The sequence below is a fragment of the Streptomyces sp. NPDC031426 genome (genome assembly GCF_055581585.1).
This window is the reverse complement of the sequence record NZ_JBVIJE010000003.1, coordinates 513,843-539,658: the sequence shown is the minus strand read 5'-3', so window position 1 is coordinate 539,658 and position 25,816 is coordinate 513,843. Positions and strand designations below refer to the sequence as shown.

At 71.4% G+C, this 25,816-nt stretch carries 20 protein-coding genes and 1 pseudogene; 14 read left to right on the top strand and 7 right to left on the bottom strand.

The window, feature by feature from the left end; genetic code table 11:
* The first annotated feature begins 31 nt into the window (after positions 1 to 31).
* The gene (locus tag ACZ5NH_RS08020) at positions 32 to 907 is read left to right on the top strand and encodes a hypothetical protein (protein WP_468773467.1); all 876 of its coding nucleotides are present in this window, start codon (positions 32 to 34) and stop codon (positions 905 to 907) included.
* 715 nt (positions 908 to 1,622) lie between these two features.
* Here the strand turns inward: ACZ5NH_RS08020 and ACZ5NH_RS08015 are convergent.
* A complete protein-coding gene (locus ACZ5NH_RS08015) occupies positions 1,623 to 1,805 on the bottom strand; it encodes a hypothetical protein (RefSeq protein ID WP_031226809.1) in 183 nt (60 codons plus the stop codon).
* Between the two features lie 374 nt (positions 1,806 to 2,179).
* On the opposite strand from ACZ5NH_RS08015, the gene ACZ5NH_RS08010 reads away from it, so the two are divergent.
* Positions 2,180 to 2,572: a hypothetical protein gene (locus tag ACZ5NH_RS08010; RefSeq protein ID WP_468773465.1), complete on the top strand. Its 393-nt coding sequence runs from the start codon at positions 2,180 to 2,182 to the stop codon at positions 2,570 to 2,572.
* A 129-nt stretch (positions 2,573 to 2,701) separates the two neighbouring features.
* Positions 2,702 to 4,042, top strand: coding sequence for an esterase-like activity of phytase family protein (locus ACZ5NH_RS08005; RefSeq protein ID WP_468773463.1), 1,341 nt, complete (start codon positions 2,702 to 2,704; stop codon positions 4,040 to 4,042).
* An 80-nt stretch (positions 4,043 to 4,122) separates the two neighbouring features.
* Here ACZ5NH_RS08005 and xylA read toward each other — a convergent pair whose 3' ends face one another.
* Positions 4,123 to 5,289, bottom strand: coding sequence for a xylose isomerase (gene xylA, locus ACZ5NH_RS08000; RefSeq protein ID WP_451557173.1), 1,167 nt, complete (start codon positions 5,287 to 5,289; stop codon positions 4,123 to 4,125).
* Between the two features lie 153 nt (positions 5,290 to 5,442).
* Here xylA and xylB point away from each other — a divergent pair, with 153 nt between their 5' ends.
* The 9 genes from xylB to ACZ5NH_RS07955 all read left to right on the top strand — a co-directional run bounded on the left by xylB (position 5,443) and on the right by ACZ5NH_RS07955 (position 18,106).
* Entirely contained in the window at positions 5,443 to 6,897 is a 1,455-nt protein-coding gene (gene xylB, locus ACZ5NH_RS07995) for a xylulokinase (protein WP_468773461.1), read from the top strand.
* A gap of 34 nt (positions 6,898 to 6,931) precedes the next feature.
* Entirely contained in the window at positions 6,932 to 8,140 is a 1,209-nt protein-coding gene (locus ACZ5NH_RS07990; RefSeq protein WP_468773459.1) for an ROK family protein, read from the top strand.
* A 271-nt stretch (positions 8,141 to 8,411) separates the two neighbouring features.
* Positions 8,412 to 9,896 carry an APC family permease gene (locus tag ACZ5NH_RS07985; protein ID WP_468773457.1) on the top strand — a complete coding sequence of 495 codons (1,485 nt, stop codon included), beginning with the start codon at positions 8,412 to 8,414 and terminating at the stop codon, positions 9,894 to 9,896.
* Between the two features lie 89 nt (positions 9,897 to 9,985).
* Entirely contained in the window at positions 9,986 to 10,999 is a 1,014-nt protein-coding gene (locus ACZ5NH_RS07980; protein WP_468773455.1) for an acetamidase/formamidase family protein, read from the top strand.
* Between the two features lie 107 nt (positions 11,000 to 11,106).
* Positions 11,107 to 11,751: an N-acetylmuramoyl-L-alanine amidase gene (locus ACZ5NH_RS07975; protein ID WP_468773530.1), complete on the top strand. Its 645-nt coding sequence runs from the start codon at positions 11,107 to 11,109 to the stop codon at positions 11,749 to 11,751.
* A gap of 57 nt (positions 11,752 to 11,808) precedes the next feature.
* The gene (locus tag ACZ5NH_RS07970) at positions 11,809 to 13,116 is read left to right on the top strand and encodes a GAF domain-containing protein (protein WP_468773453.1); all 1,308 of its coding nucleotides are present in this window, start codon (positions 11,809 to 11,811) and stop codon (positions 13,114 to 13,116) included.
* A 57-nt stretch (positions 13,117 to 13,173) separates the two neighbouring features.
* Positions 13,174 to 14,697 (top strand): aldehyde dehydrogenase, encoded by a 1,524-nt coding sequence (gene adh / locus ACZ5NH_RS07965; RefSeq protein WP_468773450.1) that lies wholly within the window; start codon positions 13,174 to 13,176, stop codon positions 14,695 to 14,697.
* 581 nt (positions 14,698 to 15,278) lie between these two features.
* Entirely contained in the window at positions 15,279 to 17,006 is a 1,728-nt protein-coding gene (locus tag ACZ5NH_RS07960) for an MFS transporter (RefSeq protein ID WP_468773448.1), read from the top strand.
* Between the two features lie 302 nt (positions 17,007 to 17,308).
* A complete protein-coding gene (locus tag ACZ5NH_RS07955; protein WP_468773446.1) occupies positions 17,309 to 18,106 on the top strand; it encodes a hypothetical protein in 798 nt (265 codons plus the stop codon).
* A 437-nt stretch (positions 18,107 to 18,543) separates the two neighbouring features.
* Here ACZ5NH_RS07955 and ACZ5NH_RS07950 read toward each other — a convergent pair whose 3' ends face one another.
* Positions 18,544 to 18,786 carry a DUF5302 domain-containing protein gene (locus ACZ5NH_RS07950; protein ID WP_468773444.1) on the bottom strand — a complete coding sequence of 81 codons (243 nt, stop codon included), beginning with the start codon at positions 18,784 to 18,786 and terminating at the stop codon, positions 18,544 to 18,546.
* 205 nt (positions 18,787 to 18,991) lie between these two features.
* Positions 18,992 to 20,425 (bottom strand): DEAD/DEAH box helicase, encoded by a 1,434-nt coding sequence (locus ACZ5NH_RS07945; protein ID WP_468773442.1) that lies wholly within the window; start codon positions 20,423 to 20,425, stop codon positions 18,992 to 18,994.
* Positions 20,426 to 20,766: 341 nt separating this feature from the next.
* On the opposite strand from ACZ5NH_RS07945, the pseudogene ACZ5NH_RS07940 reads away from it, so the two are divergent.
* Positions 20,767 to 21,264 (top strand): annotated as a pseudogene (locus ACZ5NH_RS07940) (MerR family transcriptional regulator); the annotation flags it as partial.
* Between the two features lie 325 nt (positions 21,265 to 21,589).
* Positions 21,590 to 22,789 carry a cysteine desulfurase-like protein gene (locus ACZ5NH_RS07935; RefSeq protein WP_468773440.1) on the top strand — a complete coding sequence of 400 codons (1,200 nt, stop codon included), beginning with the start codon at positions 21,590 to 21,592 and terminating at the stop codon, positions 22,787 to 22,789.
* 92 nt (positions 22,790 to 22,881) lie between these two features.
* Here ACZ5NH_RS07935 and ACZ5NH_RS07930 read toward each other — a convergent pair whose 3' ends face one another.
* From ACZ5NH_RS07930 to ACZ5NH_RS07920, 3 genes are all read right to left on the bottom strand, one after another.
* Entirely contained in the window at positions 22,882 to 23,277 is a 396-nt protein-coding gene (locus ACZ5NH_RS07930; protein ID WP_468773438.1) for a hypothetical protein, read from the bottom strand.
* An 87-nt stretch (positions 23,278 to 23,364) separates the two neighbouring features.
* Entirely contained in the window at positions 23,365 to 24,645 is a 1,281-nt protein-coding gene (locus ACZ5NH_RS07925) for an MDR family MFS transporter (protein WP_468773436.1), read from the bottom strand.
* Entirely contained in the window at positions 24,642 to 25,772 is a 1,131-nt protein-coding gene (locus ACZ5NH_RS07920; RefSeq protein ID WP_388632874.1) for a PLP-dependent cysteine synthase family protein, read from the bottom strand. The genes ACZ5NH_RS07925 and ACZ5NH_RS07920 overlap by 4 nt, the downstream gene beginning before the upstream one ends.
* Positions 25,773 to 25,816 lie beyond the last annotated feature (44 nt).

Below are 25,816 nucleotides of genomic sequence, written 5' to 3'. Positions count from 1 at the left end.
GCGCCGTTGGACGAACCACTGGGAGGCAGGGATGGCCGGAACCGACGAGGAGGCCGTCGCCGCCGGAGACGATGCGCTGTACGTGCTGACGGCAGTGCTGCTGACGCCGGCGCAGTTTCCGAGCGTGCTGGGCGACGACTATCCGGAGGCGTGTGCGGCGCTGGGACTCGCCCCCCTCGCCGACGGGTACGGCCTGGTGCTGGGCCAGGACGGCGACGGTGCGCGCTGGACGGTCGTGATCGACGATGTCTCGCTGGTCGCCGTGGCGATCGCGTCCTGGGACTGCGGCATGGAGTACGAGCTGTCCCCGGACGAGCGCGCGGTCGTGGCCGCGCTGCCGGGCTGGCCGCTGGCGGTCGCCGTCGCGGCTCCCGGTGTCCCCGCCCCGCACGACCCCGATCCCGAGGTGGCGAACCGGCCCGCGCTGAGCCCGCCGGACACCACCACCTGGGGACCGGCCCAGCGCCGCCTGGGCGCCGACGAGATAGCCCTGCAGTGGGCGTCGTGGCGGGAGCAGCTCAACGACGAGGCATTCTCCGTGCCGGACGCGCAGGCGGAACCGGACGGGCCGGGGAAGCCCGGCGAGCCGAAGGCCGAGGAGTTGTCACCCGAGGGCGGGCAGGGCGTGCCGCAGGGCGGCCACCGGGGAATCAGGCGCGTGCTCGCGGAGGCTCGTGCCTACGTCGAGTCGCCGCCGCCGCTCGGCCGGGTGCGCTCGTCGTTCGCGCCCGGTGACGCGCGTACGCTGCGCGCCGACGGCCCGGGCTGGTCGATGGTGGCCCGCACCGACGACATCGCCTTCGTCCTGCTCGACGACGAGCCCGGCGAGGTCCTACCCGTGGGCCGGGGCCCCGAGTTGCCCGGCCTGCTGGAGGCACTCGACAAGATGGCCGTACGGCCCATCTGAGGCCGGACGGCGGCGGGACCGGCCGGCGGAGCCGGGGCGCCCCTACGACCCGCCACCTGCTGGTGAGGCCTCCTCACGGCCCGCCGCCTGCCGCGCATACGGTCGCCGCTCGAAGTGCCACAAGCGGCGGCAGGCGCACCTCCGGGGCCGGACGACCGCAGGCCCGCCGCCGCCCGAGGCCCGACGACCGCACGGCCCGGGCGGCGACCGGAGGACGAACGACCACAGCCCGACCCCGCCGACCGCACCGCCCACGCCAGGACCCGAGCCCGGACGACCACCACACGCCCCCGCCGACCGCACCGCCCACGCGGGAACCCGGCGGGACCACGACCGCACCACCCACGCCAAGACCCGAGCCCCCACGACCACCACACGCCCCCGCCGACCGCACCGCCCACGCGGGAACCCGGCGGAACCACGACCGCACCACCCACGCCAAGACCCGAGCCCCGACGACCACCACACGGCGGCCGGGAGCGCCGCCCACTCCCGCCGTGTTCCGCGACGGCCGTATGGCCGGTGCTGAATCCTGGTGGCCGCGCGGTGCGAGACCCTCGGGCACGTACCCAGCGCTGACCCGGGGGCCGGGCGCGCCCGAGGCCGGCCGGCTCCCGCAGTCAGCTCCGCGCGCCTCCTGACGGCCTCCGCGGGCGGGAAGCCGGCGGCTCCGGCATCCCACCAGTCGGCTCTGTCCGCGGCACGGGCGGTGCCGTCAGCGGCCGAGTTCCTTGCGTGTGACCCTGCGGAGCCGGCGCCGCTGTGAGGGGTCCAGCGCCAGATACGCGGCCACCGGAACCCCGACCACGATCAGGAACGCCACCCACCAGGGCAGCCAGATCAGCAGGATCAGCCCGACCGCCACACCCCCGACGGCGATCTTCGCGTTGTTGGACATGAGCGTCGCCTCCTTCGCGGCTACTGCCGCTCTCTGCTCTGAAAACGGCGCCCCGCTCGCCACGGTTCCAGAACTCGCCCCTGAGGCATCCCTGAGCCCCACCCCCTAGTGGATGAGGTTCGCTGCCGTCATGAACCGATGCACGGCCTCGCGCACGCCGGACAGGACCGTGACAGCGCTCCCTGCCCCATCGTGCTCCTGAGCGGAAGAGTTGCCAGCATGCCGTGCCCGCGCGTGCCACGATCGCCCGCCACCACTCGAACAGATTGTGAAGTGGCCCGGATCATGACGCCAGTATGGCGGGGCGTCCTTCGGCGCGCTGTACCCTCGGCGACTCCCACCAGGTAGTCAAATTTGAGGAGCACGGCAGAGCTGTGCAGACCATTCCCACGGCACCATCCTCCGAACTCTCCGAACCGGCGCACTGCTGCACGGTGTTCGTGCCGGACGACCCGGCACGCACCGGGCGGGTCGCCTTCTGGCGACCGGTCGGCGCGCCCCCTCCCGGCGCAGCCGATCCCGGCGCCTTCCACGGCTCCCCGATGGTGGAACTCGACATAGTGCTGCCCACGACGGACGGCGTCGTCGAGCCGGTCCGTGCGCCCGCGCTCCTGCTGCCCGCGCACCACGCCCTGCCGTTGCTACTACGACCGCTGGTGGAATCCGGCGGTCGAGGCCCAGGCCACCCCGGGCCGGACGGTGATCCGGCGACGGCACTGGCGGCGGCACGGCTCGGCGCCGAATCGGAGGAGTTAGACGGCCTCTGACACACCGTCATCACAATCCGCCGCCTTCCGATGAGCCGCCGACGCCGACCGTTCACCCCGCGGTCGTACAGCGTTCCTCATGGGGCCCAACTCTGGCCGTTGTCAATGAAGTTGTCCCCAGGAGGCCCGATGTCCTCGCATGATGCCGGCCGGCGCCACGTCCACCGTTCTGTCGCCATGGGCCTGCCCCTGGCCCTGGCGGCCGCTCTGCTCGCCGCGGGACCGGCCACGGCTGCGCCGTCCCGCGACGCCCGCGTCATCCGCACCGCGACGCTCGGCGAGATCCCGCTCGGCGCGTTCAGCAACGCACTGCTGCCCGGCAGCGTCGGCGACGACCACGGGGTGAAGCTCGGCGGCATCGGCAGTGACATCTATCCGGCGGGCCGCAAGGGCGAGTACTGGACGGTGACCGACCGCGGGCCCAACGGGCAGATCAAGGTGGACGGCAAGAAGCGCCGCACCTTCCCGGTGCCGGGATTCGACCCCGCGATCGTGAAGATCCGGGTCTGCGGAGACACGGTCCAGGTCATGGACGCGATCCCGCTGACCACCTCATCCGGGAAGGCCGTCACCGGGCTGCCCCATCAGCAGGGCCGCGACGAGGCGCCGTACACCTACGACGCGAAGACGCCGCTCTCGTACAACCCGAACGGGCTCGACACCGAGGGCATCGTGCGCGCCGCCGACGGTACGTTCTGGCTCGTCGACGAGTACGGCCCCTCGCTGATCCACGTCTCCGCGCGCGGGGAGGTGCTCACCCGATTCGTACCCAAGGGGCTCGGCCTGACGGGCGCCGACTACCCGGTGGTGGAGGCGCTGCCGTCGATCTTCCTGCACCGCAAGATCAACCGGGGGTTCGAGGGGCTCGCGCAGCTTCCCGACGGTGATCTGGTGATGGCCCTGCAGAGCCCGCTGTCGCTGCCGGACGCAGACGCCGGAGACGCCTCGCGCACCACACGGCTGCTGCGCTTCTCGCCGCGCGAGAAGGCCGTCACCGCCGAGTACGCCTACCGGTTCGACCCGGTGAACGTGGTCGACCCGAGCGAGGACGGCACCTCCGAACTGAAGATCTCCTCCATAGTCGCCGTGGGCGGTGACCGGCTGCTCGTCGAGGAGCGCACGGACAAGGCGACCCGGCTGCAACTGGTCCGGCTGGGGCGTAAGTCGAGCATTCTCGGCGGACCCTGGGACGCCGACACGACCTCGCCGTCCCTGGAGCAGCTGGACGATCCGGCGGCTGACGGTGTGCCGGTGCTGGACAAGCGCCTCGTGGTCGACCTGAACAAGGTCGACGGCGTGCAGCGGAAGATCGAGGGCATCGCGCGCGTGGACCACGACACGCTCGCCCTGATCAACGACAACGACTTCGGGATGGCCGACGGCCCGGGCTCTTTCGACGCGCAGGGCCGACTGGTCGACAGCGGGATCAAGACGAGCGTCGTGTACGTCCGGCTGCCCGAGGAACTGTGAGGTTCCTCGACGGGACAGTCCGGAAAGTGGACTGACGGCGGGCCGGGGTGCGGCATGTACCGCACCCCGGCCCTTCGCGTTCAGCCTCGCGCGCCCAGCAAGTGGTCCATCGCGAGCTGGTCGAGCCGCTCGAACGCCATGCCGCGCGCCGCAGCGGCCTCGACGTCGAAGTCCTCGAAGGCCGAACGGTCCGCAAGCAGCGCCTGCAGGCCGTCGGCCGCGGTCGGCTGGGCCAGCTGGTCCAGCCGCGAGGCACGCAGCGCCTCCTGGACCTCCGGGTCGGCGCGGAAGGCCGCGGCGCGCTCCTTGAGGATGAGGTAGTTGCGCATGCAGCCGGCCGCCGAGGCCCACACCCCGTCGAGGTCCTCGGTCCGCGGCGGCTTGAAGTCGAAGTGCCGCGGGCCGTCGTAGCCGGCGCTCTCCAGCAGGTCGACCAGCCAGAACGCCGCCCGCAGGTCACCGGCACCGAACCGCAGGTCCTGGTCGTACTTGATGCCGGACTGGCCGTTGAGGTCGATGTGGAACAGCTTGCCCGCCCACAACGCCTGCGCGATGCCGTGCGGGAAGTTCAGGCCCGCCATCTGCTCATGGCCCACCTCGGGGTTGACGCCGTACAGCTCGGGGCGCTCCAGGCGCTCGATGAACGCGAGCGCGTGGCCGACGGTGGGGAGCAGGATGTCGCCGCGCGGCTCGTTCGGCTTCGGCTCGATCGCGAACCTCAGGTCGTAACCCTGGGCGGTGACGTACTCGCCGAGCAGGTCGAAGGCCTCCTTCATCCGGTCCAGCGCTGCGCGCACGTCCTTGGCGGCGCCCGACTCGGCTCCCTCGCGGCCGCCCCAGGCGACGTACGTCTTCGCGCCGAGCTCCACGGCGAGATCGATGTTGCGGATGGTCTTGCGCAGTGCGTAGCGGCGCACGTCGCGGTCGTTGGCGGTGAAGGCGCCGTCCTTGAACACCGGGTGCGTGAACAGGTTGGTGGTGGCCATCGGCACGGTCATGCCAGTGGCGTCCAGGGCCTGGCGGAACCGCTTGATGTGCGACTCGCGCTCGGTCTCCGAGGACCCGAACGGGATCAGGTCGTCGTCGTGGAAGGTCACCCCGTAAGCACCCAGCTCGGCCAGGCGCTGCACCGTCTCGACAGGGTCCAGGGCGCGGCGGGTGGCGTCGCCGAACGGATCCCTTCCCTGCCAGCCGACGGTCCACAGTCCGAAGGTGAACCTGTCCTCGGGGGTGGGCTGGTAGCTCATGCCGCGGCTCCTTGCTGCGTTGCGACTATTTCGTCATGGCCGTTTACAAATTAGTATGCGCTCACGCCTCTGGGAAGAGACAAGATGTCTTTGTCCCGCAGAGTCACGGAAAGTCACGCGAATCGCGGAACGTCGCGGAAAAGGGAGAGCCCGATGTCAGCAGCCGAGGGTCCGCTCGTCGTCGGCGTGGACACATCCACCCAGTCCACGAAGGCACTGGTCGTCGACGCGGCCACCGGCCAGGTGGTGGCGAGCGGCCAGGCACCGCATACCGTGTCCGCCGGCGCGGGCCGCGAGAGCGACCCGCGTCAGTGGTGGGACGCGCTGTGCGAGGCATTGCGCCAGTGCGGTGACGCGGCGCACGAGGCGGCCGCGGTGTCCATCGGCGGCCAGCAGCACGGCCTGGTCACCCTGGACGAGCGGGGCGAGCCGGTGCGTCCGGCACTGCTGTGGAACGACGTCCGCTCGGCGCCGCAGGCCCGCCGGCTGGTGGAGGAACTGGGCGGTCCGAAGGCCTGGGCGGAGCGCACCGGCAGCGTGCCCGGGGCGTCCTTCACGGTCGCCAAGTGGGCATGGCTGGCCGAGCACGAGCCGGAGTCGGTCCGCGCGACCAGGGCGGTTCGGCTTCCCCACGACTACCTCACCGAGCGCCTGACCGGGCAGGGCACCACCGACCGCGGCGACGCGTCCGGCACCGGCTGGTGGGCGTCCGGCACGGAGGCGTACGACGCGGAGACCCTGGCGCACGTCGGTCTCGACCCGGCGCTGCTGCCCCGGGTGGTGCGGCCGGGCGAGGTCGCCGGCACCGTTCGCGACAGCCATGACCTGCCGTTCTCCAAGGGCACGCTGGTCGCCCCGGGAACCGGCGACAACGCGGCTGCCGCGCTCGGTCTCGGCCTGCGGCCCGGCACCCCGGTGCTCAGCCTCGGCACGTCCGGCACGGTGTACGCCGTCTCCCGGCACCGTCCGGCCGATCCGACCGGCACGGTGGCGGGGTTCGCCGACGCACACAGGGACTGGCTGCCCCTGGCCTGCACCCTGAACTGCACGCTCGCCGTGGACCGCGTCGCGACCCTGCTGGGCCTGGACCGCGAGGCGGTGGCACCCGGCGGCGCCGTGACCCTGCTGCCGTACCTGGACGGCGAGCGCACCCCCAACCTGCCGAACGCCTCCGGTCTGCTGCACGGCCTGCGTCACGACACGACCGCCGGGCAGCTGCTGCAGGCCGCGTACGACGGCGCCGTGCACGCGCTGCTGGGGGCGCTCGACCTGGTCCTGGACGAGGACGCGGACCGCAGCACCCCGCTGCTGCTGATCGGTGGCGGGGCACGCGGGACGGCCTGGCAGCAGACGGTACGGCGGCTGTCCGGGCGGCCGGTCCAGGTCCCCGAGGCCCGGGAACTGGTCGCCCTCGGAGCCGCGGCACAGGCCGCCGGCCTGCTGACCGGCGAGGACCCGGGCGCGGTGGCGCGCCGCTGGAACACGGCCGCGGGACCGGTGCTGGACGCCGTGGAGCGGGACCAGGAGACGCTGGAGCGGATCACCGGGGTACTCTCCGACGCGGCCCCGCTGCTGGAGCGGGGGACCGAGACCACGCCGCGGGCATGAGCCGGGCGGCAGACACCGAGGACTGAGTTCAGGCATGACCGCACCCCTGCACGAGGCCCGTCCGCCGGGCGCCGGCCGCGTCCTGCCGGACACCCAGCAGGGCATGCGCCGGCGCAACCTGGCCCGGGTGATGCACGCCGTCAGTGCGGAGGGTTCGCTGTCGCGGGCCGCGGTCGCCTCGCGCATCGGGCTGACGCGGGCGGCCGTGTCGACGCTGGTGGACGAGCTGACCCGGTGGGGTCTGCTGGAGGAACTGGGTCCGGAGCGGCCGGGCCGGGTGGGCCGGCCCGGGTCGGCGCTCGCGGTGAGCGGCCATGGTCCGGCCGGGATCGGGGCGGAGATCGGCGTCGATCACCTCGCGGTGTGCGCGGTCGATCTGCGCGGGGCGGTCCGGGCGCGGGCCCTGCGGCACGGCGCGAACCGGGGCCGGGCGCCCGGACCGGTGGTCGAGGAACTGACCGAGCTGGTGCACCGGGTCGTCGCCGAGGCGGAACGGGAGGCGCTCTGGCCCGCCGGGCTCGCGGTCGCCGTCCCCGGACTCGTGGCACGGGACGGCCGTACGGTCGTACGCGCCCCGAACCTCGACTGGCACGACGCCGACCTCGGCGCCCTGCTGCCCGAGATCTGGCCGCTGGCCGTGGACAACGAGGCCAACTTCGGTGCGCTCGCCGAGTTGTGGCTCGGCGACGGCACCCCGCGTGACTTCCTGCACGTGTCGGCCGAGATCGGCATCGGCGCCGCGGTCGTCGTGGACGGCGGACTGCTGCGCGGCACCCGCGGCTTCGCGGGCGAGCTGGGTCATGTACCGGTGCGGCCGGACGGGCCGCCCTGTCCGTGCGGCGGCCGGGGCTGCCTGGAGCAGTACGCGGGCGAGGAGGCGGTGCGGCGCGCTGCGGGGCTGGAGCCGCGCGAGGACCTGGTGGGCCTGCTCGCGGGGCGCGCCGAGCAGGGCGACGCCGGCGTACGGGCGGCCCTGCGGGAGGCCGGCACGGCGCTCGGTATCGCCCTCACCGGGGCGGTGAACCTCCTCGACCCCGAGACAGTGGTCCTGGGCGGTGCCCTGGCCGGCCTCTCCCCCTGGCTGCTGCCGTCCCTGGAGACGGAGCTGACGAGCCGCACGGCAGGCCCGCCCTGCCCGGTGGCGGTCTCCCGGCTGGGCCCGGAGGGCCCCCTGCTGGGGGCGGCGCACTCGGTCGTCCGGGCTGTGCTGGACGATCCGGCAGTGGTGGCGGAGCGTCCCTGACGGCTCGGACCGACTCGCCGGGGGCTCCCACGCTGCCGGGAATCGGGGCGTCGCGGCTGCCGTGTTCACCCGCTCGGGTGGCCGGGTTTTCCACAAGTGGAGGCCTCTCCACGGATGTGGTGTGCGCTCTTCTGCCCAACCCGCCCGCGCCGTACCGTGATTCACGCGAGGCACGGCCGACGGCTCGTCAAGGTCGTCGGCAGGCCGAACGGTTCACGGTATTTCACGCGCGTTCGGGTGGCAGTGGGCTGACAGGCATCGGGGGACACACATGCACGAGGAGAGGACCGGGGCGCTGCGGCGTGACGCCGTCGGGCTGCGCGAGGTGCTGTTCCAGAGCGTCACGGCGATGGCGCCGGCAGCCGCGGTGGCCGCGTCGATCCCGGCCGGTGCCGCCTTCGCGGGCGGCAGCCTGCCGCTGGCGGTGCTGATCGCCCTGGTGGCCTGTCTGTTCACCGCGTCGTGCGTGGCCGAGCTGGCCCGGGAGCTGCCGGCCGCGGGCTCGGTGGCCACCTATGCGGCGCGGGGGCTGCACCCCGCGGTCGGGTTTCTCGTCGGCTGGGGGTACGTCTTCGTGGAGATGCTGGTCCCCCCGCTGCTGCTCCTCCAACTGGGCTTCACGGCGGCGGGCACGCTGCACGAGGAGTGGTCCTCGTATCCGGCGGACCTGTGGTGGCCGTGGTCCCTGGCGGGCGCCGGCATCATCGCCGTCGCCGGTTACCTGGGCGTCCGGGCCTCGGCCCGCTTCGGCACCGTCCTCGGCGTCTTCGAGATCCTCGTCTTTCTGGTGTTCGCGGCCCTGCTCATCGGCAGGGCGGGCGACGCCAACACCCTGTCGGTGTTCGGCACTTCCCACACCGCCGACGGTTACGCGGGGATCAGTGGGGTGTTCGCCGGGTCCGTGTACACGGTGCTGGCGTTCGCGGGGTTCGAGGCGGCGGCGCCGCTCGCCGAGGAGACACGCGATTCCCGGCGGACGATGCACCGCGCGGTCCTCGGAGCGGCCCTGGGCATCGGCCTGTTCTATGTGATCACGACCTACGCGATGACCGTCTACTTCGGCCCGGACCGCTTCGCGAAGTTCGGCGCCTCCGGCGCGGCCTCCTGGGACGGCGTCGCCCGGGCCTCCTTCGGCCTCTTCTGGGTGCTGGTCTTCCTGGCGGTGATCAACTCCACGATCGCCAACGCCAACGCGTGCGCCAACGTGTCGACCCGCACGGCGTTCGCCCTGGCCCGTAGCCGGGTCCTGCCCCGTCTGCTCGCCACGCTCCACCCCCGGCACCGCTCCCCCGTGGCCGGGATCGCACTGCAGACCCTCGTGGCGGTCGGGGCGGTCCTGGGACTCGGTTTCGGCTACGACCCCGTGACCGCGTTCCTGTTGCTCGCCACGGTGATCGTCACGGTCGTCGTCGGTGTCTACATCGTCGTGAACCTCTCCTGCGCCGGCTACTTTCTGCGGGCCGGCCGGGCCGCTCTCAGGCCGGTACGGCATCTGGTGTTCCCGGTGCTCGGCATCGCGGCCTTCGTCCCCGCGCTGCTGACGGCCGCAGGCCTCCCGGTCTTCGACTTCGTCACCGAACTTACGGCCCCGGTGTCCTACGCCGGCCCGATCGTCGGCGTCTGGATGGTGGCCGGCGTGGTCGTGCTGCTCCTGCTGATACGCCGGCACCCCGAGCGCATAGCCGAGACCGCTCGGGTGCACCTCGACACGTACGACACGGCCGGTCCCCGGCAGGACGGGACCGTACCCCGCTGACCCGCCGGTGCCCTACGGAGAGCCACCCCGCCGGCCTGCGCAAGCCCCCTTCCCCACGAACGCTCCCGTCAGAAGGGACCACCTCGACGATGACCGACCCCCGGATCCTCACCGTGCGCCCGGAACCGGACGACTACGCCTGGACGTTCGGCGGCGCACCGCCCGTGGCGCGGATCGCGCCCGGCACGGTTCTCGACCTGTACACGGAGGACTGCTTCGCCGGCCGGGTGCGCTCCGAGAAGGATCTCGTCTCCGAGGTCTGCGAGTTCCCGTTCCTGAATCCGCAGACCGGCCCCTTCCACATCGAGGGCGCCGAGCCCGGTGACACGGTGGCCGTGCACTTCGTGTCGATCGAACCGGCCCGTGACTGGGCGGCGTCGACGACGGTCCCGCTCTTCGGCGCGCTCACCTCCACGCACACCACGGCCACCCTGCAGCCCCCGCTGCCGGAACGCGTCTGGATCTGGCAGCTGGACCGGGCGCGGCGCACCGCCCTCTTCCAGGCGCAGGACAGCGACATCGAGGTGGCGCTGCCCATGGACCCCATGCACGGCACGGTGGGCGTGGCCCCCGCCAATCTCGAGGTGCGCTCGGCCCTGGTGCCGGACGCGCACGGCGGGAACATGGACACACCCGAGATGCGGGCAGGCGTCACCTGCTATCTGGGCGTCAACGTCGAGGGTGCCCTGCTCAGCCTCGGCGACGGGCACGCCCGGCAGGGCGAGGGCGAGACCTGCGGCGTGGCCGTGGAGTGCGCGATGAACACCGTGGTGGTCGTCGAGCTTCTCAAGGATGTCGCCACGCCGTGGCCCCGGCTGGAGTCGGACACCCACATCATCTCGACCGGCTCAGCCCGGCCGCTGGAGGACGCGTTCCGGATATCGCAGCTGGACCTGGTGCAGTGGCTGGCGCGCGACTACGGGTTCAGTGAGCCGGACGCGTACCAATTCGCAACCCAGGCGGTCGAATCCCCGTTGGCCAACGTGTGCGACACGAACTACACGTGCGTGGCCAAGCTCCGCAAGGAATGGCTGCCGGCCCGCGAGACGTACCGGGGCGTGCACGCGCGCCTGCGAGAAACCGCGCGGGCCCTGCGCGGCTGACGGCGACCAGGTCCCCGAAGGCGCACCACCGGCTTGCGGCGCCCCCACTCCCCCACAACTCCTGAAACCCCCCACACCCCGAAAGGCACCCGCCGATGGACATGGACATGGACCCGGCCGGACCTGCACGGCGAAGAGAGCCGGTGCACCCGGCGAGCCAGGGCAAGCCCCGCCTGAGCAGACGACGGCTGCTGAAGGGTGCGGCGCTCGCCGCCGTCCCCTATGCGCTGCTCCCCGACCCACGCGCCGGTGCGCAGTCCGAGACCGTCGACTACCCGCCTGCCGAGTGGCAGTCGGCGAGCCCCTCCAACTACACCGCGTCCGACCGCCCCGGCAGCTACACCATCGATCGCGTGATCATCCATGTCACGCAGGAGACGTACGCCAACACCCTGGCGATCTTCGCCAACCCACAGAAGAACGTGTCCGCGCACTATCTGGTCCGCTCGGCGGACGGGCACGTCGCCCAGTGCGTGCACGAGGCCGACATCGCCTGGCACGCGGGCAACTGGGACTACAACACCCGCAGCATCGGCATCGAGCACGAAGGCTGGGTGGACCAGCCGGCCTACTTCACCAACGCCCTCTACGAGCAGTCGGCGCGGCTCACGGCGGCGATCTGCGACAAGCACGGCATCCCCAAGGACAGGGAGCACATCATCGGCCACTACCAGGTGCCCGGCACCGACCACACCGATCCGGGGCCGTACTGGGACTGGGTGCGCTACATGAGGCTGGTCAACTTCGCCTAGCCGGAAGACGATGGTCGCGGGACCGATGTCACTGTTTCACCGTCCGGGGAGGCCGAATTGACCGATCCGTGGGTGGCCCTGGAGCCGGGGGCCGATCCCGCCGAGCGGGTCCGTGTGCTGCGCCGGGCGCACGAGACGTTCACCACGGCGGGCACGGTGCCGCGTCCGGTGCGGTCGGTGGTGGCGGAGTCGTGGCGGCGCAGCGCTCGGGCCGGTGTCGGGCCGGACGGCACCGCCAGCGTGGAGCTGACCGACGGCGACCTCGGCGCCTACCGGGCTGAGCACCCGCTGGCGAGGGTGATGCCGCTGTTCCGGGAGCTGCTCGGCACGTTCGCCGCCGACGGCGAGCATCTGCTGGCGGTGTGCGACGCGCACGGCAGGCTGCTGTGGGTCGAGGGGCACCCGGCGACCCGGCGCCGGGCGGACGGCATGAACTTCGTGCCGGGGGCACGCTGGTCGGAGAGCGCGGTCGGCACCAACGCGCCGGGGACCGCGGTCGCCGTGGACCGGCCGGTGCAGGTGTTCGCCGCGGAGCACTTCATACGGCGCGTCCAGCCGTGGACGTGCGCGGCGGCACCGGTGCACGATCCGCGTACCGGGCGGGTCCTGGGCGCCGTGGACATCACCGGCGGGGACGGGCTGGCGCATCCGCACAGCCTCGGGTTCGTGCAGGCGGTGGCGCGGGCCGCGGAGGCGCAGCTCGCGCTACTGGAACCACCGGGGAGCGCGGTGGGCACGCCGTTGCTCGGCGCGCTGGGCCGGGACGAGGCAGAGTTCGTGCTGGACGGCAGCCGGATCCGGCTCAGCCGTCGGCACAGCGAGATCCTCGTGCTGCTGGCCCGGCATCCCGAGGGGCTGAGCGGTGACGAGCTGCTGTGCGCGCTGTACGCGGACGAATCGGTGACGCCCGTGACCCTGCGTGCCGAACTGGCCCGGCTGCGCAGGCTGTTGGGTGCCGGCCTGCTCGCCTCGCGGCCGTACCGGCTGACGGCCGCGGTCGAGTCGGACGTCACCGTGGTGGAGCGGCGGCTCAGGGCGGGCGCGGTCACGGCGGCGGCGGAGGCGTACACCGGTCCGCTGCTGCCCGGTTCGCAGGCGCCGGCGATCGTACGGCTGCGCAGCCGCCTCGCCGCCGAGCTGCGGACGGCACTCGTCGCGCACCGCGACCCGGACCTGCTGGCCGACTGGGCGCACGCGCCCTGGGGCGAGGACGACCTGGAGGTGTGGCGGGCGCTGGCCGCACTGCGGCCCAGCGCGCCGGTGCGGTCGCGGCTCGCCGCGCTGGAGGCCGAGCTGACGGCACCGGCCGGCCGGCCGCGGGGGCAGGCCCGCGGCGCAACGTGGTTGCAACGTCCGCCGGCCTAGCCTCGCGCCCGAGAGCTGCCCAACGGCGGGCAGCGCTGCACCGGGAGGCAGACCAGCATGACTCGTTACGCGGCGCCGGGCACCGAGGGCGCGATCGTCTCCTACCAGGCGCGCTACGACCACTTCATCGGCGGGGAATACGTGCCGCCGCTGCGCGGGCAGTACTTCGAGAATCCGTCGCCGGTCAACGGACAGCCGTTCACCGAGATCGCGCGCGGCACCGCGGAGGACGTCGAGCGGGCGCTGGACGCGGCGCACGCGGCCGCGCCGGCGTGGGGCCGTACGCCGGTGGCGGAGCGCAGCGACATCCTGCTGAAGATCGCCGACCGCATGGCGGCGAACCTCGAGGCCCTCGCGGTGGCGGAGAGCTGGGAGAACGGCAAGCCGGTCCGCGAGACACTGGCGGCCGACATCCCGCTGGCGATCGACCACTTCCGGTACTTCGCGGGCGCGATCCGGGCGCAGGAAGGGTCGCTGGGCGAGATCGACGACGACACGGTGGCGTACCACTTCCATGAGCCGCTCGGGGTCGTCGCGCAGATCATCCCGTGGAACTTCCCGATTCTCATGGCGGCGTGGAAACTCGCGCCGGCGCTCGCCGCGGGCAACGCGGTCGTCCTCAAGCCGGCCGAGCAGACCCCGGCCTCGATCCACTACTGGGTCAGCCTGATCGCGGACCTGCTGCCGCCGGGCGTGCTGAACATCGTCAACGGCTTCGGGGTGGAGGCGGGCAAACCGCTGGCGTCCAGCCCGCGCGTGGCGAAGGTGGCGTTCACCGGGGAGACCACGACCGGGCGGCTGATCATGCAGTACGCCTCGGAGAACATCAAGCCCGTCACCCTGGAGCTCGGCGGCAAGTCGCCCAACATCTTCTTCGACGACGTGTGGGCCCACGACGACGACTTCCGCGACAAGGCGCTCGAAGGCTTCACCATGTTCGCGCTCAACCAGGGCGAGGTCTGCACCTGCCCGTCGCGGGCGCTGATCCAGCGCGGTCACTACGCGGAGTTCCTCCAGGCGGCGGTCGAACGCACCCGGCAGATCAAGCCGGGCCACCCGCTCGACACCGACACGATGATCGGTGCCCAGGCCTCCAACGACCAGCTGGAGAAGATCCTCTCCTATCTGGACATCGGCCGGCAGGAGGGCGCGAAGGTCCTCACCGGCGGTGAGCGCATCGAGTACGACGGCGAGTTGAAGGGCGGCTACTACGTCCAGCCGACGATCTTCGAGGGCGACAACCGCATGCGGATCTTCCAGGAGGAGATCTTCGGCCCGGTAGTCTCGGTGGCCTCCTTCGACGACTTCGACGACGCCATCAAGACCGCCAACGACACGCTGTACGGCCTCGGCGCGGGCGTGTGGACCCGGGACGCCAACACCGCCTACCGCGCAGGGCGCGCGATCCAGGCGGGCCGGGTGTGGACCAACTGCTACCACGCCTACCCCGCGCACGCTGCGTTCGGCGGCTACAAGCAGTCCGGGATCGGCCGGGAGACGCACAAGATGATGCTGGAGCACTACCAGCAGACGAAGAACATTCTTTGTTCCTACAGCCCTCAGAAGCTTGGCTTCTTCTAGAGCCTGAAGTCGGTTGCCTGGAGGCAATCGTTGCGCTCCAGGCAATCCGACACGGGAGCTGCCCTCCGTGATCAGCACGGCGCCCCCACGCCACCGTCCGGGCTCCAGGTGAATCCGTCCCGGACCAGTCGCGGCCCCCACGGGGAGTTGCGCGCCGTGGACTCGGCCGCACTCCGCGCGGACCTGTCCGCGCGGCCCCGTGGGAGGCGACGTAGGAACTGGCCCTCGTCGTCCTTCTCCACCTGCTGTGGCAGCAGACGGAACAGTGCTGGCGGGGCCAGGCGGGCCCCAGGACCCTCGTGTGCTGTGCACGGACGAGCAGGTCGCCACCGCAAGGAGGCCGCAGCCTGCGGCGGGACGGGTCGGGACGCATGCGAGTGGCCGTGTCGGAAGATGCACCCCGACAGCCCTGGCGGGGGCCGACCGGCGGGCCATGCCGCTCGCTCGGGTCTGTACAGGCGCGTCACGCAGCCCTGCGGTGCGCACGGCGTGCACTCTGAACCGGAGAGTCGGAAACAGAGGCCGGTCCTGGCAGCAACGGGCCCGTCCGGAGCGGGCCGATCGAACGGCAGGACGCATTCGTGCATGGGCGAAACAGGGCGCGACGGATCAGGAAACCGTTCGAAGGGATTACGTCGTCGGCCGCCAAGACGCTGTTCTTCCTCCTCGCCGCCGAGAACCTGCTGATCAACTACACCGCCACCGCCATGAACGTGGCCCTGTCGGCGCTCGTCAGGGGTCTGCACACCTCGCTGACCGGCGTGCAGTCGGCGATTTCGCTGTACGCCCTGGTGGTCGCCGCGTTCTTGATCAGCGGCAGCAAGCTGGGCGGACGCCACGGGTACCGGCGGGCCTTCGTCACCGGCGGCGGCATCTTCGCTCTGGGGGCGCTGATCAGCACGCTCACTCCGAGCCTGGCGTTCTTGCTGCTCGGCTGGTCCGTACTCCAGGGACTCGGGGTCGCGCTGATGCTTCCGTCGCTGATGGCGATGCTCACCGCGACCTTCACCGGGGCCGTACGCACCAAGGTGCTGTCGACCCTGGCCATGACGTCCGGGATCGGTGCGGCAGCGGGTCCCGTTCTGGGCGGCCTGATCACCAATTACCTGACCTGGCGCGTGTCGTTCCTCTTGGGCGCCGCGATCACTCTGGCCGTGACGTGGCTCATACGGTATACGGTCGATGCCGGGCCGTTCCCAGGACGCTCAGTACGGCGCTTCGATGCCCCCGGGGTGCTGCTGTCCACGACAGGACTCGTCCTGCTCGTCGTCGCGGCCCTGTCCGCGGGGCGGTACGGCCTGCTCAGGGCTCGGCAGGATTTCGTGGTACTCGGCCACGCACTGTTGGAGCGCGGCGGTCTGTCACCCGTTCCCGTCCTGTCGGGTACGGGGGTGGTGGTCCTGGCCGCCTTCGCCGGATGGGAGCTGCATCTCGTCAAGAGCGGAAGGGATCCGCTGGTCCACGTGACGGTGCTGCACAACCTCACCGTCCGTACCGGGATCTCGACGCAGCTGATGCTGATCTTGGTGCCCAACGGCATGCTCTTCCTGGTGCCGGTCTTCCTGCAGACGGCCTTCGGATTCGGCGCGCTGCACTGCGGAGTCGTGCTGCTCCCGATCTCGTTGGGGCTGATGGCGGCCGCCCCGCCCGCCGCCCGGCGGATCGGGCAGGGGAGGATGACCCACCGCGCCGCTGCGATGGGGGCGTTCGTCTGCATGGGCGTCGGTTGCGCCGCTGTCGCCGTTCTGTTCAGTCCGCGTGCACAGGGACTGGCCGCGGTGGGCCTGGCACTCGCGCCGGGCATCCTCCTGATCGGCCTCGGCCGAGGTCTGGCCACGACGCTCACCGACCTCGTCCAGTCAGCACCTGACCGCGACGAGGTGAGCGACGTGACAGGGCTCTCCTACACGGCCGGCTATCTGGGAAGTTCCTTCGGAGTCGCCCTCGCCGGTGCCTTCATGGCCACATCGCTGCTGTACGCGTTCGAGGCCGGGGTGAACGACAGCAGGGCTCTTCCCACCGCCGAGAAGGAGCTGGTGACGCGGGCCGTGGAGCACCAGGTCCAGATCACCGCCGTGTCCGACGACGCCTTGCGGGCGAAGGCGACGTCACGGGGCATCACGGGTCCCGCGGCCGACGCGCTCGTACGGATCAACGCACGTGCCAGGGAGCGGGCGCTGACCGTGTCGGCCGCCGGCATGGCCGTGCTGGCCGTGGTCGGCTGGCTGATGGCACTGCGTCTTCCTGTCCGGGCCGGGACCGCGACAGCCACGGGCCCGGGATCCGATCCCCCTTCGCAAGGCCGGTAGGGCTCGCCTGACCGTGTCCCCGGCTTCGATGCCCGTGCCCATGGCGTGCCTGCCGGCGCCTCCCGGGCCGAGGGCTCGCTGCCGCTCTGGTCCGTCGGACAGCGAAACAAGCATCGGACAGTCGAGCGAGCCCGCCCCGCGGTGAGCCGGGTACGACCGCCCGCAGACAGGGGGTGCCCCGGTGTGGCAGACATCTCGGGCGGAGGAGGCGAGACAGGATGAAAGCACTGATTCGTCGTGAGAGGCGGAGTGCGGCATGGAGGGAACCGGCTCTGGCGGTACCGGGGGCGTGGCGGGGCGGCATGTCACGGTTCGACGACATCTACAGCGGGCCGGACCCTCGCGCGTACTTCAGGCGGCTGGCGCCGCTGGAGTACGAGATCCCGCACCATGCCCAGCCGGTCTTCCGACAGGCTGCCACCGAGCGGGCCGCGCTCGACGAGGGCCGCACCCACCGGCCGGCGGTACTGGACGTGTGCTGCTCCTACGGGATCAATGCCGCGCTGCTCAACCACGACGTGACACTGGCAGAGATGCATGAGCGGTACGCCTGCCCCGGTAGCCGGACGATGTCGATGGCGGAACTCAGGGCATCGGACAAGGCTTTCTACGCCGCGCGGCGCCGACCGGACGCGGTGCCGGTGTTCGGCCTGGACGTCTCGGCCCCCGCCGTGCAGTACGCGCTCGAGGTGGGTCTGCCGGACGCCGGTTTCACCGACGATCTGGAACAGGGCTTATCTAGCCCGGGGCTGAGCAGCGCGCTCGCCGAGGTCGGTCTCATCACACTGACAGGCGGCGGCAGCTACGTCACCGCCCGAACGTTCACGGCACTGCTGAACGGCGCTCGCAGACCGGTATGGGTCGACGCGTTCGTGCTGCGGACGGTGTCGTACCAGCGCATCGCCCGCGCATTGGCCGTACACGGTTTGAACACCAAGGTCGATGCCTCCCGCACGTATCCACAGCGCCTCTTCACCGACGAGCGGGAACGGCGCTATGCCATCGCGGCCGTACGAGCGCTGGGGGGCGACCCCACGGCATGCGAGGAGAACGGCCGTTTTCACAGCCTGCTCTACGAGTCCCGACCCGATGCACCATGACAACCGGTGAGCCGGTCTCAACGGGACGCCGGCAGGCCGGCGCCTCGGTCCGGGTGAGCGCGACCGCTGCCGGGAACGCGACCGGCTGTTCGTCGATCAGCCGCAGCAGGACGGGGTACGAATGTCCTGGCCACGCGGATGCCTACCGTCACCCCGGAGAACCGCAGTCGATTTTCACAGCGGTACAGGGGCACGCAAGGCGCGCAACACCGGCCGCGCACCCCCGGACAAGGCAGTGCTCTCATCCCGGAACTCCAGTTCGGCGGCGCCACCGACCCGAGCCAACCGCATCTGGGCCATTCCCCCAGGCGAGTCCGCCGGCTACGCCCCGCCCGCAACGCGCGCACGGGCATGCGCACGTCGCGGGCCACTGCACGGGACGCGCGAGTGGATAGCGCGAGTGCCGGTGAAGCGGTTAGATCGCGGGACTCATCGACTCAGCCGCCGCTCTTGCGCCTGAACGACCGCTGGCTCGCAGCCGGGCCATGCGCCGAACGCAACTTCGACGCATCGGACTTGGCGACAGTATCAGCGGCGTCCGCCTGCGCACCGCGCTTGCGCGCCAGGGCTTCGCGGAACTTGCGCTTGAGGTCGTAGTTGCCGTCGCTGTCCGGCTCCAGAGGGGACGTCTCGGGGGCAGCCGGCTCCGAACCTTCCGTAGATAGGGGCTCTGCGGTCATGGTGACCTCCTGGGATCGGGGGTGGGCAAGCACAGCTTTTCATGCTGGGCGCAGTGCGAGGCGCCGGCAACGTCATCCTGCTCCGTTTCGGCGGGTATCCCTCTCGCGGCCAAAGGCGTTGACTTCGTAGGTGAGGCGCACAGGACGGCTTCGGGCCGGGCCGAGGGTTGCCGATCCCGTGGCCAGGCTGCCAGGGCAACGGCTCTCAGCCGTTGCGACGCACGAGGGCGGCCCTGCGGGCCTCGGCGAGCTTGCGGGCCTCGGCGAGCTTGCGGGCCTCGCCGGCCTTTGGGGACTTGCCGCCGGCGCCGCGGGAGGTGCCCTTGCTGGTGCCGAGGCCGCGGAAGGGAGCGTTGGTGTTCTTGGGTCGGGGGACGGCGGGCCCGCCGTCGAGCGGGATCCCGGAGGGAGTCTTGGCGCCGGTGATCCGGCTCAGCTCCGCCTCGCCCGAGCGCACCTTGGTGACGGTCGGCTCGATGCCGGCCCCGGCCATCATGCGGCTCGTCTCGCGGCGCTGGCCCGCCAGCACGAGCGTGACCACGCTGCCGGACTCACCGGCGCGGGCGGTGCGGCCCGCCCGGTGCACATAGTCCTTGGCGTCGGTGGGCGGGTCGACGTTGACCACGAGATCGAGGTCGTCGACGTGCAGGCCACGGGCCGCGACATTGGTCGCCACCAGAACGGTGATCTGGCTGTTCTTGAACTGCGCCAGGGTCCGTGTGCGCTGTGGCTGGGACTTGCCGCTGTGCAGGGCCCCGGCGTGCACCCCGCTGGCCCGCAGATGCCGGGTGAGCTGGTCGACGGCGTGCTTGGTGTCGAGGAACAGCAGTACGCGGCCGTCGCGGGCGGCGATTTCCGTGGTGACGGCGTAGCGGTCAGGGCCGTGGACGACCAGAAGGTGGTGCTGCATCGTCGTGACCGTGCCCGCGGCCGGGTCGACCGAGTGGACGACGGGGTCGTGGAGGTAGCGGCGGACCAGTTGATCGACGTCGCGATCGAGAGTGGCCGAGAAGAGCATCCGCTGACCGTCGGGGTGCACCTGGTCGAGCACGTCGGCAACCTGCGGCAGGAATCCCAAGTCGCACATCTGGTCGGCCTCGTCCAGCACGGTGATTCTCACCCGTCCCAGGCGACAGGCGTTGCGCTCGATCAGGTCGTGCAGGCGTCCGGGGGTGGCGACGACCGCCTCGACTCCCTGGCGCAGCGCGGCGATCTGCCGCCCGATCGACGTTCCGCCGACGACCGTGGCGATCCGCAGCCGCAGTGCCTCGGCGTACGGCGCCAGCGCCTGGGTGACCTGTTGGGCCAGCTCCCGGGTGGGCACAAGGATCAGAGCGAGGGGTTGCTTCGGTTCGGCGCGCCGCCCGGCTGTACATGTCAGCAGCGGCAGGCCGAAGGCGAGCGTCTTGCCTGATCCGGTGCGCCCGCGTCCCAGGATGTCGCGCCCCTTCAGGGCATCGGGCAGTGTGGCGGCCTGTATCGGAAAGGGTTCGCGCACCCCGAGTTCGCTCAGTGTCCGCAGCACCTCCGTCGGCAGTTCCAGACCGGCGAAGGTGACGGCCGGGAGCAGCGCCGGGGTCGTTGCCTCGGGCAGGGCGGGACTGCCGTGAGCGATGCCGGAGTCCTTGGGATGCTTCATGAACAACCTTCCGCAGGGGGACGTACCGAGGAAGGCCCGGCAGGTTTGAACAGCCCACGCACAAGCCGAACGGAACAGGCAGAATCGCCCACCGCGACGACCACGCAAACGCGTGAGACTAACACATGGCATAACCTCGCGCCGCTGATACCGATCGCCCCTGTGTACGGGTGCTGGCAGCGGGTCGACCTGGAACAACCGTTCCCCTTGAAGAACGGCCCCACCCCACGGGCGAGCTGTCGAGCCACGCATCGGCCCTTACGAGCGGGGCGCCGGGCGGGGCAGCAGGCCCCTGCTGCGGGTGCAGATCTTCGATTTGGTTGAAGCTCAACGATGGCGAGGTGCCAAATTCTGAGCTGATGCCGATCGGGGTCTTTGCCCAGCGCGGTGGTCTGACCTCCAGCGCGTTGCGGTTCTACGCCGACTCCGGGCTGCTGCCCCCTGCCGAAGTCGACACGATCTCGGGTTACCGCTACTACAGCGCTGACCAGCTGGCGCGGGCGACCGTGCTGCGCCAGTTGCGTGAGATTGCCATGCCCCGCGCTGGTGTCGAGGCGGTACTGGGTTCCGGGGCTGCCGAGGTGTCCCGGCTGCTCGATGAGCATGTGTCGAAGGTCGTGGGAGACGCGGCGGCGGCACAGCAGAAGGCTGCTGTCATCAAGTCCGCGCTCGGCAACGTGCCGGGTCTTCCGATCACGGCGCGGAAGGGTCCCGTGCTGGCGGATGCGGTCGAGCAGGTCCTGACCGCGCCCGCACGCGAGCCCGGCATGCCGGTGCTTGCTGGCCTGCGTATCGAGGCGAGTCATGAGGCGGTCACCCTGACCGCGACTGACCGATACCCGGATCCGGGGGACCTGGGTCTATCTCGCGATTCGCGATGCCGTGGGCGGCGTGCTGGAAGCGCGCAGTCGCGTCGGAGAGCGTCTCGGTCGCCTGGGCGAGGGGGACACCGCCGAGGGCACGCAGCCGAGCCCGGCCGCGGCCTCTGCCATCGAGCCTCACCGTACGACGGCCAGGAAGGTGGCCAGGAGCTTCAGGTCCGGCCGGGACTTCGATGTTTCATGAACTCTCGCTTCGGGATCCATCGCTTTACGTGTCCCGGGAGCGCCGCCAGAGTAGAGGCACCTCGACGCCAGGCACTCCGCCCGACAGAAACCAGAGAGAATGGCCATCGACCTCACCGCCCTGCGGGCCCACTTCCCCTCCCTCGCCACCGGGCTCGCCTTCTTCGACGGTCCGGGCGGAACGCAGACCCCCCGCCCCGTTGCCGACGCCATCGCCGCGACGCTGACCGGCCCCCTGTCCAACCGGGGAACCGTCAGCCCGTCCGAGCTCAACGCCGAGCGCGCCGTCGCGGACTTCCGCGCCGCCTATGCCGATCTGCTGAACGTGCCCGCGAACGGCATCGTCCACGGCCGCAGCGCCACGCAACTGACGTACGACTTCTCCCGGCACCTGGCCAAGACCTGGAACGCGGGCGACGAGATCGTCCTCAGCCGCCTCGACCACGACGCCAACGTCCGCCCCTGGATCCAGGCCGCCGAGCGCGCCGGAGTGACGGTCCGCTGGATCGAGATCGCCCCGGAGACCACGGAGCTCGACCTCGACTCGTACGAGCGGGTCCTGACACCCCGGACCCGGCTGGTCGCGGTCACCGCGGCCTCGAACGTGCTGGGCACCAAGCCGCCCGTCCGCCGGATCGCCGACCGTGCCCATGAAGTCGGCGCCCTGGTGTACGTGGACGGCGTGCACTACGCCGCGCACCACCTTGTGGACGTGCCCGCGCTCGGGGTCGACGTGTTCGTCTGCTCGCCGTACAAGTTCCTCGGACCGCACTGCGGGGTGCTCGCGGCGGCACCCGGGTTCCTCGAAACCCTGCGCCCGGACAAGCTCCTGCCGTCCCCCGACACGGTGCCCGAACGTTTCGAGTTCGGCACACTGCCCTACGAGATCCTGGCGGGCGCCACCGCCGCCGTCGACTTCCTCGCCGAGCTGGACCCGGGCACGGGGATCTCGCGCAGGGAGCGCCTCACCCGCTCTTTCGAGTCCCTGCACGAGCACGAACTGACGCTGCGCGCACGGCTGCAGGAGGGTCTGGAGTCCCTGGGCGACGCCATCAGCGTGCACTCGAAGGCCGCCGACCGCACCGCGACGCTCCTGATGTCCATCGAAGGCCGCGACGCCCGCGAGGCCCAGGCACATCTGGCCGCACGCGACGTGGTGGCACCGGCAGGGTCGTTCTACGCCTACGAACCCTTCACCGCGCTCAAGCTCGAAGCCCCCGCCCTGCGCGCGGGCCTCGCCCCCTACAACACCACCGACGACGTGGCCCGACTCCTCGACGGGCTCGCCGACTTCCTCTGACCTCGCCGGAGTTCGTAACCCGATCTTGTCGGCAGGCAGCCCACATGCCGAGTACGTGGCCGCGCCTGCGCCGGACCTCGCACGCAGGCCGGCTACGCCTCGTGCTCCCCTGCGAGCCGCTCGCGCGACCTCACCACCGTCAGCACGTCGGCGTCGATCAGCGCCCGCAGTGCATCGCCCCTCTCGCCCGTGGCCTCGACGTGGTCGGCGAAGCAGTCCATCCACCGCCGCAGCGCGAGGTCGGGGCGCATCCGCGCGAGCAGGGTGTCCACACTCGCGCACAGCTGCTCCACCTCCTCGCGACGGAGCGCCTGACAAGCGCCGCGCGACTGGGGAAGCGCCGGCACTTCGGCGACGGCTCCGTCGAGGTCAACGACAGGCCGAAGTCCCTGGTCCGTCGGCGACATGGCCCGCCGAGCGGGCCTGCCGTTCCCCGCCGCTCGGTTGGTCATCGCGCCCGCGTCAGGAGCCCTGGCCTCGGTCGTCATCGACTTCGAACTCCTCGGCGCGGAACTCCCGGAGCTCACCGCTCCGGAAGCACGTGCCGGCCCGGCTCCCGTTGCCTGTGCCCCCTGTCACGAGGCCACCGCCAACGGTTCTGGCTCCGGCCGGGGATTCAGGCGGCCGGATCGTGCGAGGAGCGCGACACAGCCGGCACAGAGCGCACCCGTCGACGCCAGCACCCACCACGTCAACTCCGGGTGACCGAGGCGATGGGCGGCGTCCCACACCGCGCCCGTGGTCAGGTTCCCCACGGTGATGCCGAGCCCGGAGACGGTGTTGTAGAGCCCGTAGTGCGTGGCGACGAGCCGGCCGCCGGCGAGCGAGACGACGGTGTCCATCTCGAACGGGTACGCCGCGGCCGTGCCCAGCCCGAGCAGAGTCACCGCGGTGAACAGCGGCAGCAGTGCCAGGGTCCAGTCCAGGAGGCCGGACCTGCTGCCGACCACCAGGTCCGTCAGCGCCAGCGGCAAGAAGGCAGCACCCATGAGAGCGATGCCGTAGACGATCGCACGCTGCGGGCACCGGCGGCCCCGGGCCCATGCGGTGATCCTCAGCTGTCCGACCACGGCCACGGCGGCGGATACCGCGAACAGTGCCGTCGTCACCGCGTCGCCGCTACCCGGCGCCACCCGATGGGCCTGGAGCGGCAGCGCCAGATAGACCTGGAAGGACAGTACGTAGGAGCCGATCATGGCGAGCGAGAACAGCAGGAAGGGACGGTTGCGGACGACGGTGCGCCAGTCGGCGAGCACTCCGCCCCGTTCGTCCGACGCGGTGGCCTCATGGCCGGGCAGGAAGCGCAGCTGGACGACCGTCAGGGCGAGGAACAACGCTGCCGCCACCGAGCAGACCAGCCGGAAGTCGGTGGCCAGCAGCGCCAGCCCGACAAGGGGGCCGACGAACATGCCGGCCTGGTAGAAGACATTGAATGCAGCGAACGCTTCCACTCGCCGCTCCCCCGCTTCCTCGGCGAGACAGGCCCGCACGGCGGGGTTGAACAGCGCCCCCGCGAATCCGGTCGCGGCCGAGGCCACCACGAGGGCGGGCAGGGCGTCGACGAAGCCGAGGAGGCCGAAGCCTGCGGTGCGCAGCAGGCATCCGGCGATGATCGTGGGCTTGTAGCCGAGTCGGTCGGCGAGTGTGCCGCCGACGAGGAACATGCCCTGCTGGGTGAAGTTGCGCACCCCCAGCACCAGGCCGACCGCCCAGGCGGCCATGCCCAGTCCGTCCGCCAGATGCACGGCCAGGTAGGGCATGAGCATGTAGAAGCCGGTGTTGATGGTGAACTGCTGGACCATCAGCAGCCGGACGCACCCGTTGAAGGAGCGGAACTGCGTGACGAGGAGCCTCATCGAACAACCCCCTCTGGCACTGTGACGTTCGTGCACCGGGTCCACCGCTCGACCACCCGTTCACCGCTGTGCGCGATCTCGTCCGGGTCGGCCGCCGGCCGGCTGCCCAGCAGGTCATGGGCGCGGCAGTACTCGTCGCTGTAGACGGTGTTCCAGTAGCGGTGCACGCCGTCGGGGAAGATCGCCACGATGCGGGTGTGCTCCGGCTGTGTACGGGCGATCCAGTTCGCCACGAGGGCGACCGCTCCCACACTCCAGCCGCCGCTGGCGTAGTGGCCGCGGGCCAACCGGCGGCAGGTCCACACTGCCTCGCCAGGGCTCACCCAGTGCGCCTCGTCGAAGGCCGCGTGGTCGACGTTCCCGGGATGGATGCTGCTGCCCAGGCCGCGCATCAGGCGCGGGCCGGCGGGCTGGCCGAAGACGGTGGAGTGCACCGAGTCGACGCCGACGAGCCTCAGCTGCGGGTTGAACGTCCGCAGCGTACGGGCGATGCCCGCCGAGTGGCCGCCGGTGCCGACTGCGGCCACCAGCACGTCGACCCGGCCGAGCTGGACGATCAGTTCGAGGGCGAGGGCGGCGTACGCGGCAACGTTGTCCGGGTTGTTGTACTGGTCGGGGCACCAGGCCGCAGGGGTGCGCGCGAGCAGCGCGCGTACCCGCTGCCGGCGCGCCTCCTGCCAGCCGCCCACCGGGTGCGGCTCGGTGACCGCCTCGACATGCGCCCCGAGTGCGCCCAGCTGGTGCACCATGAGCGGCTCCATGCCGGGGTCGGTGACGAGGGTGACCGGGTGGCCGTAGGTGATGCCGGCCAGGGCGAGGCCGAGGCCGAGCGTGCCGCTGGTGGACTCGATCACGGGTGCGCCTGCTGCGAGATCGCCGCGCTTGCGGGCGGCAGCGACCATGTTGAGGGCCGCGCGGTCCTTGAGGCCGCCGGGGTTGGCGCTCTCCAGCTTGGCCCAGAAGCCACGCCCGGGCGGATTGAAGGGCTCGCCCACCCACAGGACCGGGGTGTTGCCGACCATGCCGGCCGGCGACCGGCGCGGGGCTCCGGCCGGTTCGGGGAGTTCGTGCGCTGCGAGGAAGGAGCTGATGTCGCGCGAGGAGATGCCGCGCAGAGCTGTGCTCATGAAGTCGTCCTTCTGCGGCCCGTGGTTGCCATGGGCCGTCGTGT

What these genes read in the sequence shown, in the direction of transcription:
- ACZ5NH_RS08020 (WP_468773467.1), top strand. Translation starts at nt 32, where the DNA reads ATGGCCGGAACCGACGAGGAGGCCGTCGCCGCCGGAGACGATGCGCTG.
- ACZ5NH_RS08015 (WP_031226809.1), bottom strand. Translation starts at nt 1,805, where the DNA reads ATGTCCAACAACGCGAAGATCGCCGTCGGGGGTGTGGCGGTCGGGCTG.
- ACZ5NH_RS08005 (WP_468773463.1), top strand. Translation starts at nt 2,702, where the DNA reads ATGTCCTCGCATGATGCCGGCCGGCGCCACGTCCACCGTTCTGTCGCC.
- xylA (WP_451557173.1), bottom strand. Translation starts at nt 5,289, where the DNA reads ATGAGCTACCAGCCCACCCCCGAGGACAGGTTCACCTTCGGACTGTGG.
- xylB (WP_468773461.1), top strand. Translation starts at nt 5,443, where the DNA reads ATGTCAGCAGCCGAGGGTCCGCTCGTCGTCGGCGTGGACACATCCACC.
- ACZ5NH_RS07990 (WP_468773459.1), top strand. Translation starts at nt 6,932, where the DNA reads ATGACCGCACCCCTGCACGAGGCCCGTCCGCCGGGCGCCGGCCGCGTC.
- ACZ5NH_RS07985 (WP_468773457.1), top strand. Translation starts at nt 8,412, where the DNA reads ATGCACGAGGAGAGGACCGGGGCGCTGCGGCGTGACGCCGTCGGGCTG.
- ACZ5NH_RS07980 (WP_468773455.1), top strand. Translation starts at nt 9,986, where the DNA reads ATGACCGACCCCCGGATCCTCACCGTGCGCCCGGAACCGGACGACTAC.
- ACZ5NH_RS07975 (WP_468773530.1), top strand. Translation starts at nt 11,107, where the DNA reads ATGGACCCGGCCGGACCTGCACGGCGAAGAGAGCCGGTGCACCCGGCG.
- adh (WP_468773450.1), top strand. Translation starts at nt 13,174, where the DNA reads ATGACTCGTTACGCGGCGCCGGGCACCGAGGGCGCGATCGTCTCCTAC.
- ACZ5NH_RS07955 (WP_468773446.1), top strand. Translation starts at nt 17,309, where the DNA reads ATGTCACGGTTCGACGACATCTACAGCGGGCCGGACCCTCGCGCGTAC.
- ACZ5NH_RS07950 (WP_468773444.1), bottom strand. Translation starts at nt 18,786, where the DNA reads ATGACCGCAGAGCCCCTATCTACGGAAGGTTCGGAGCCGGCTGCCCCC.
- ACZ5NH_RS07945 (WP_468773442.1), bottom strand. Translation starts at nt 20,425, where the DNA reads ATGAAGCATCCCAAGGACTCCGGCATCGCTCACGGCAGTCCCGCCCTG.
- ACZ5NH_RS07935 (WP_468773440.1), top strand. Translation starts at nt 21,590, where the DNA reads ATGGCCATCGACCTCACCGCCCTGCGGGCCCACTTCCCCTCCCTCGCC.
- ACZ5NH_RS07930 (WP_468773438.1), bottom strand. Translation starts at nt 23,277, where the DNA reads ATGACGACCGAGGCCAGGGCTCCTGACGCGGGCGCGATGACCAACCGA.
- ACZ5NH_RS07925 (WP_468773436.1), bottom strand. Translation starts at nt 24,645, where the DNA reads ATGAGGCTCCTCGTCACGCAGTTCCGCTCCTTCAACGGGTGCGTCCGG.
- ACZ5NH_RS07920 (WP_388632874.1), bottom strand. Translation starts at nt 25,772, where the DNA reads ATGAGCACAGCTCTGCGCGGCATCTCCTCGCGCGACATCAGCTCCTTC.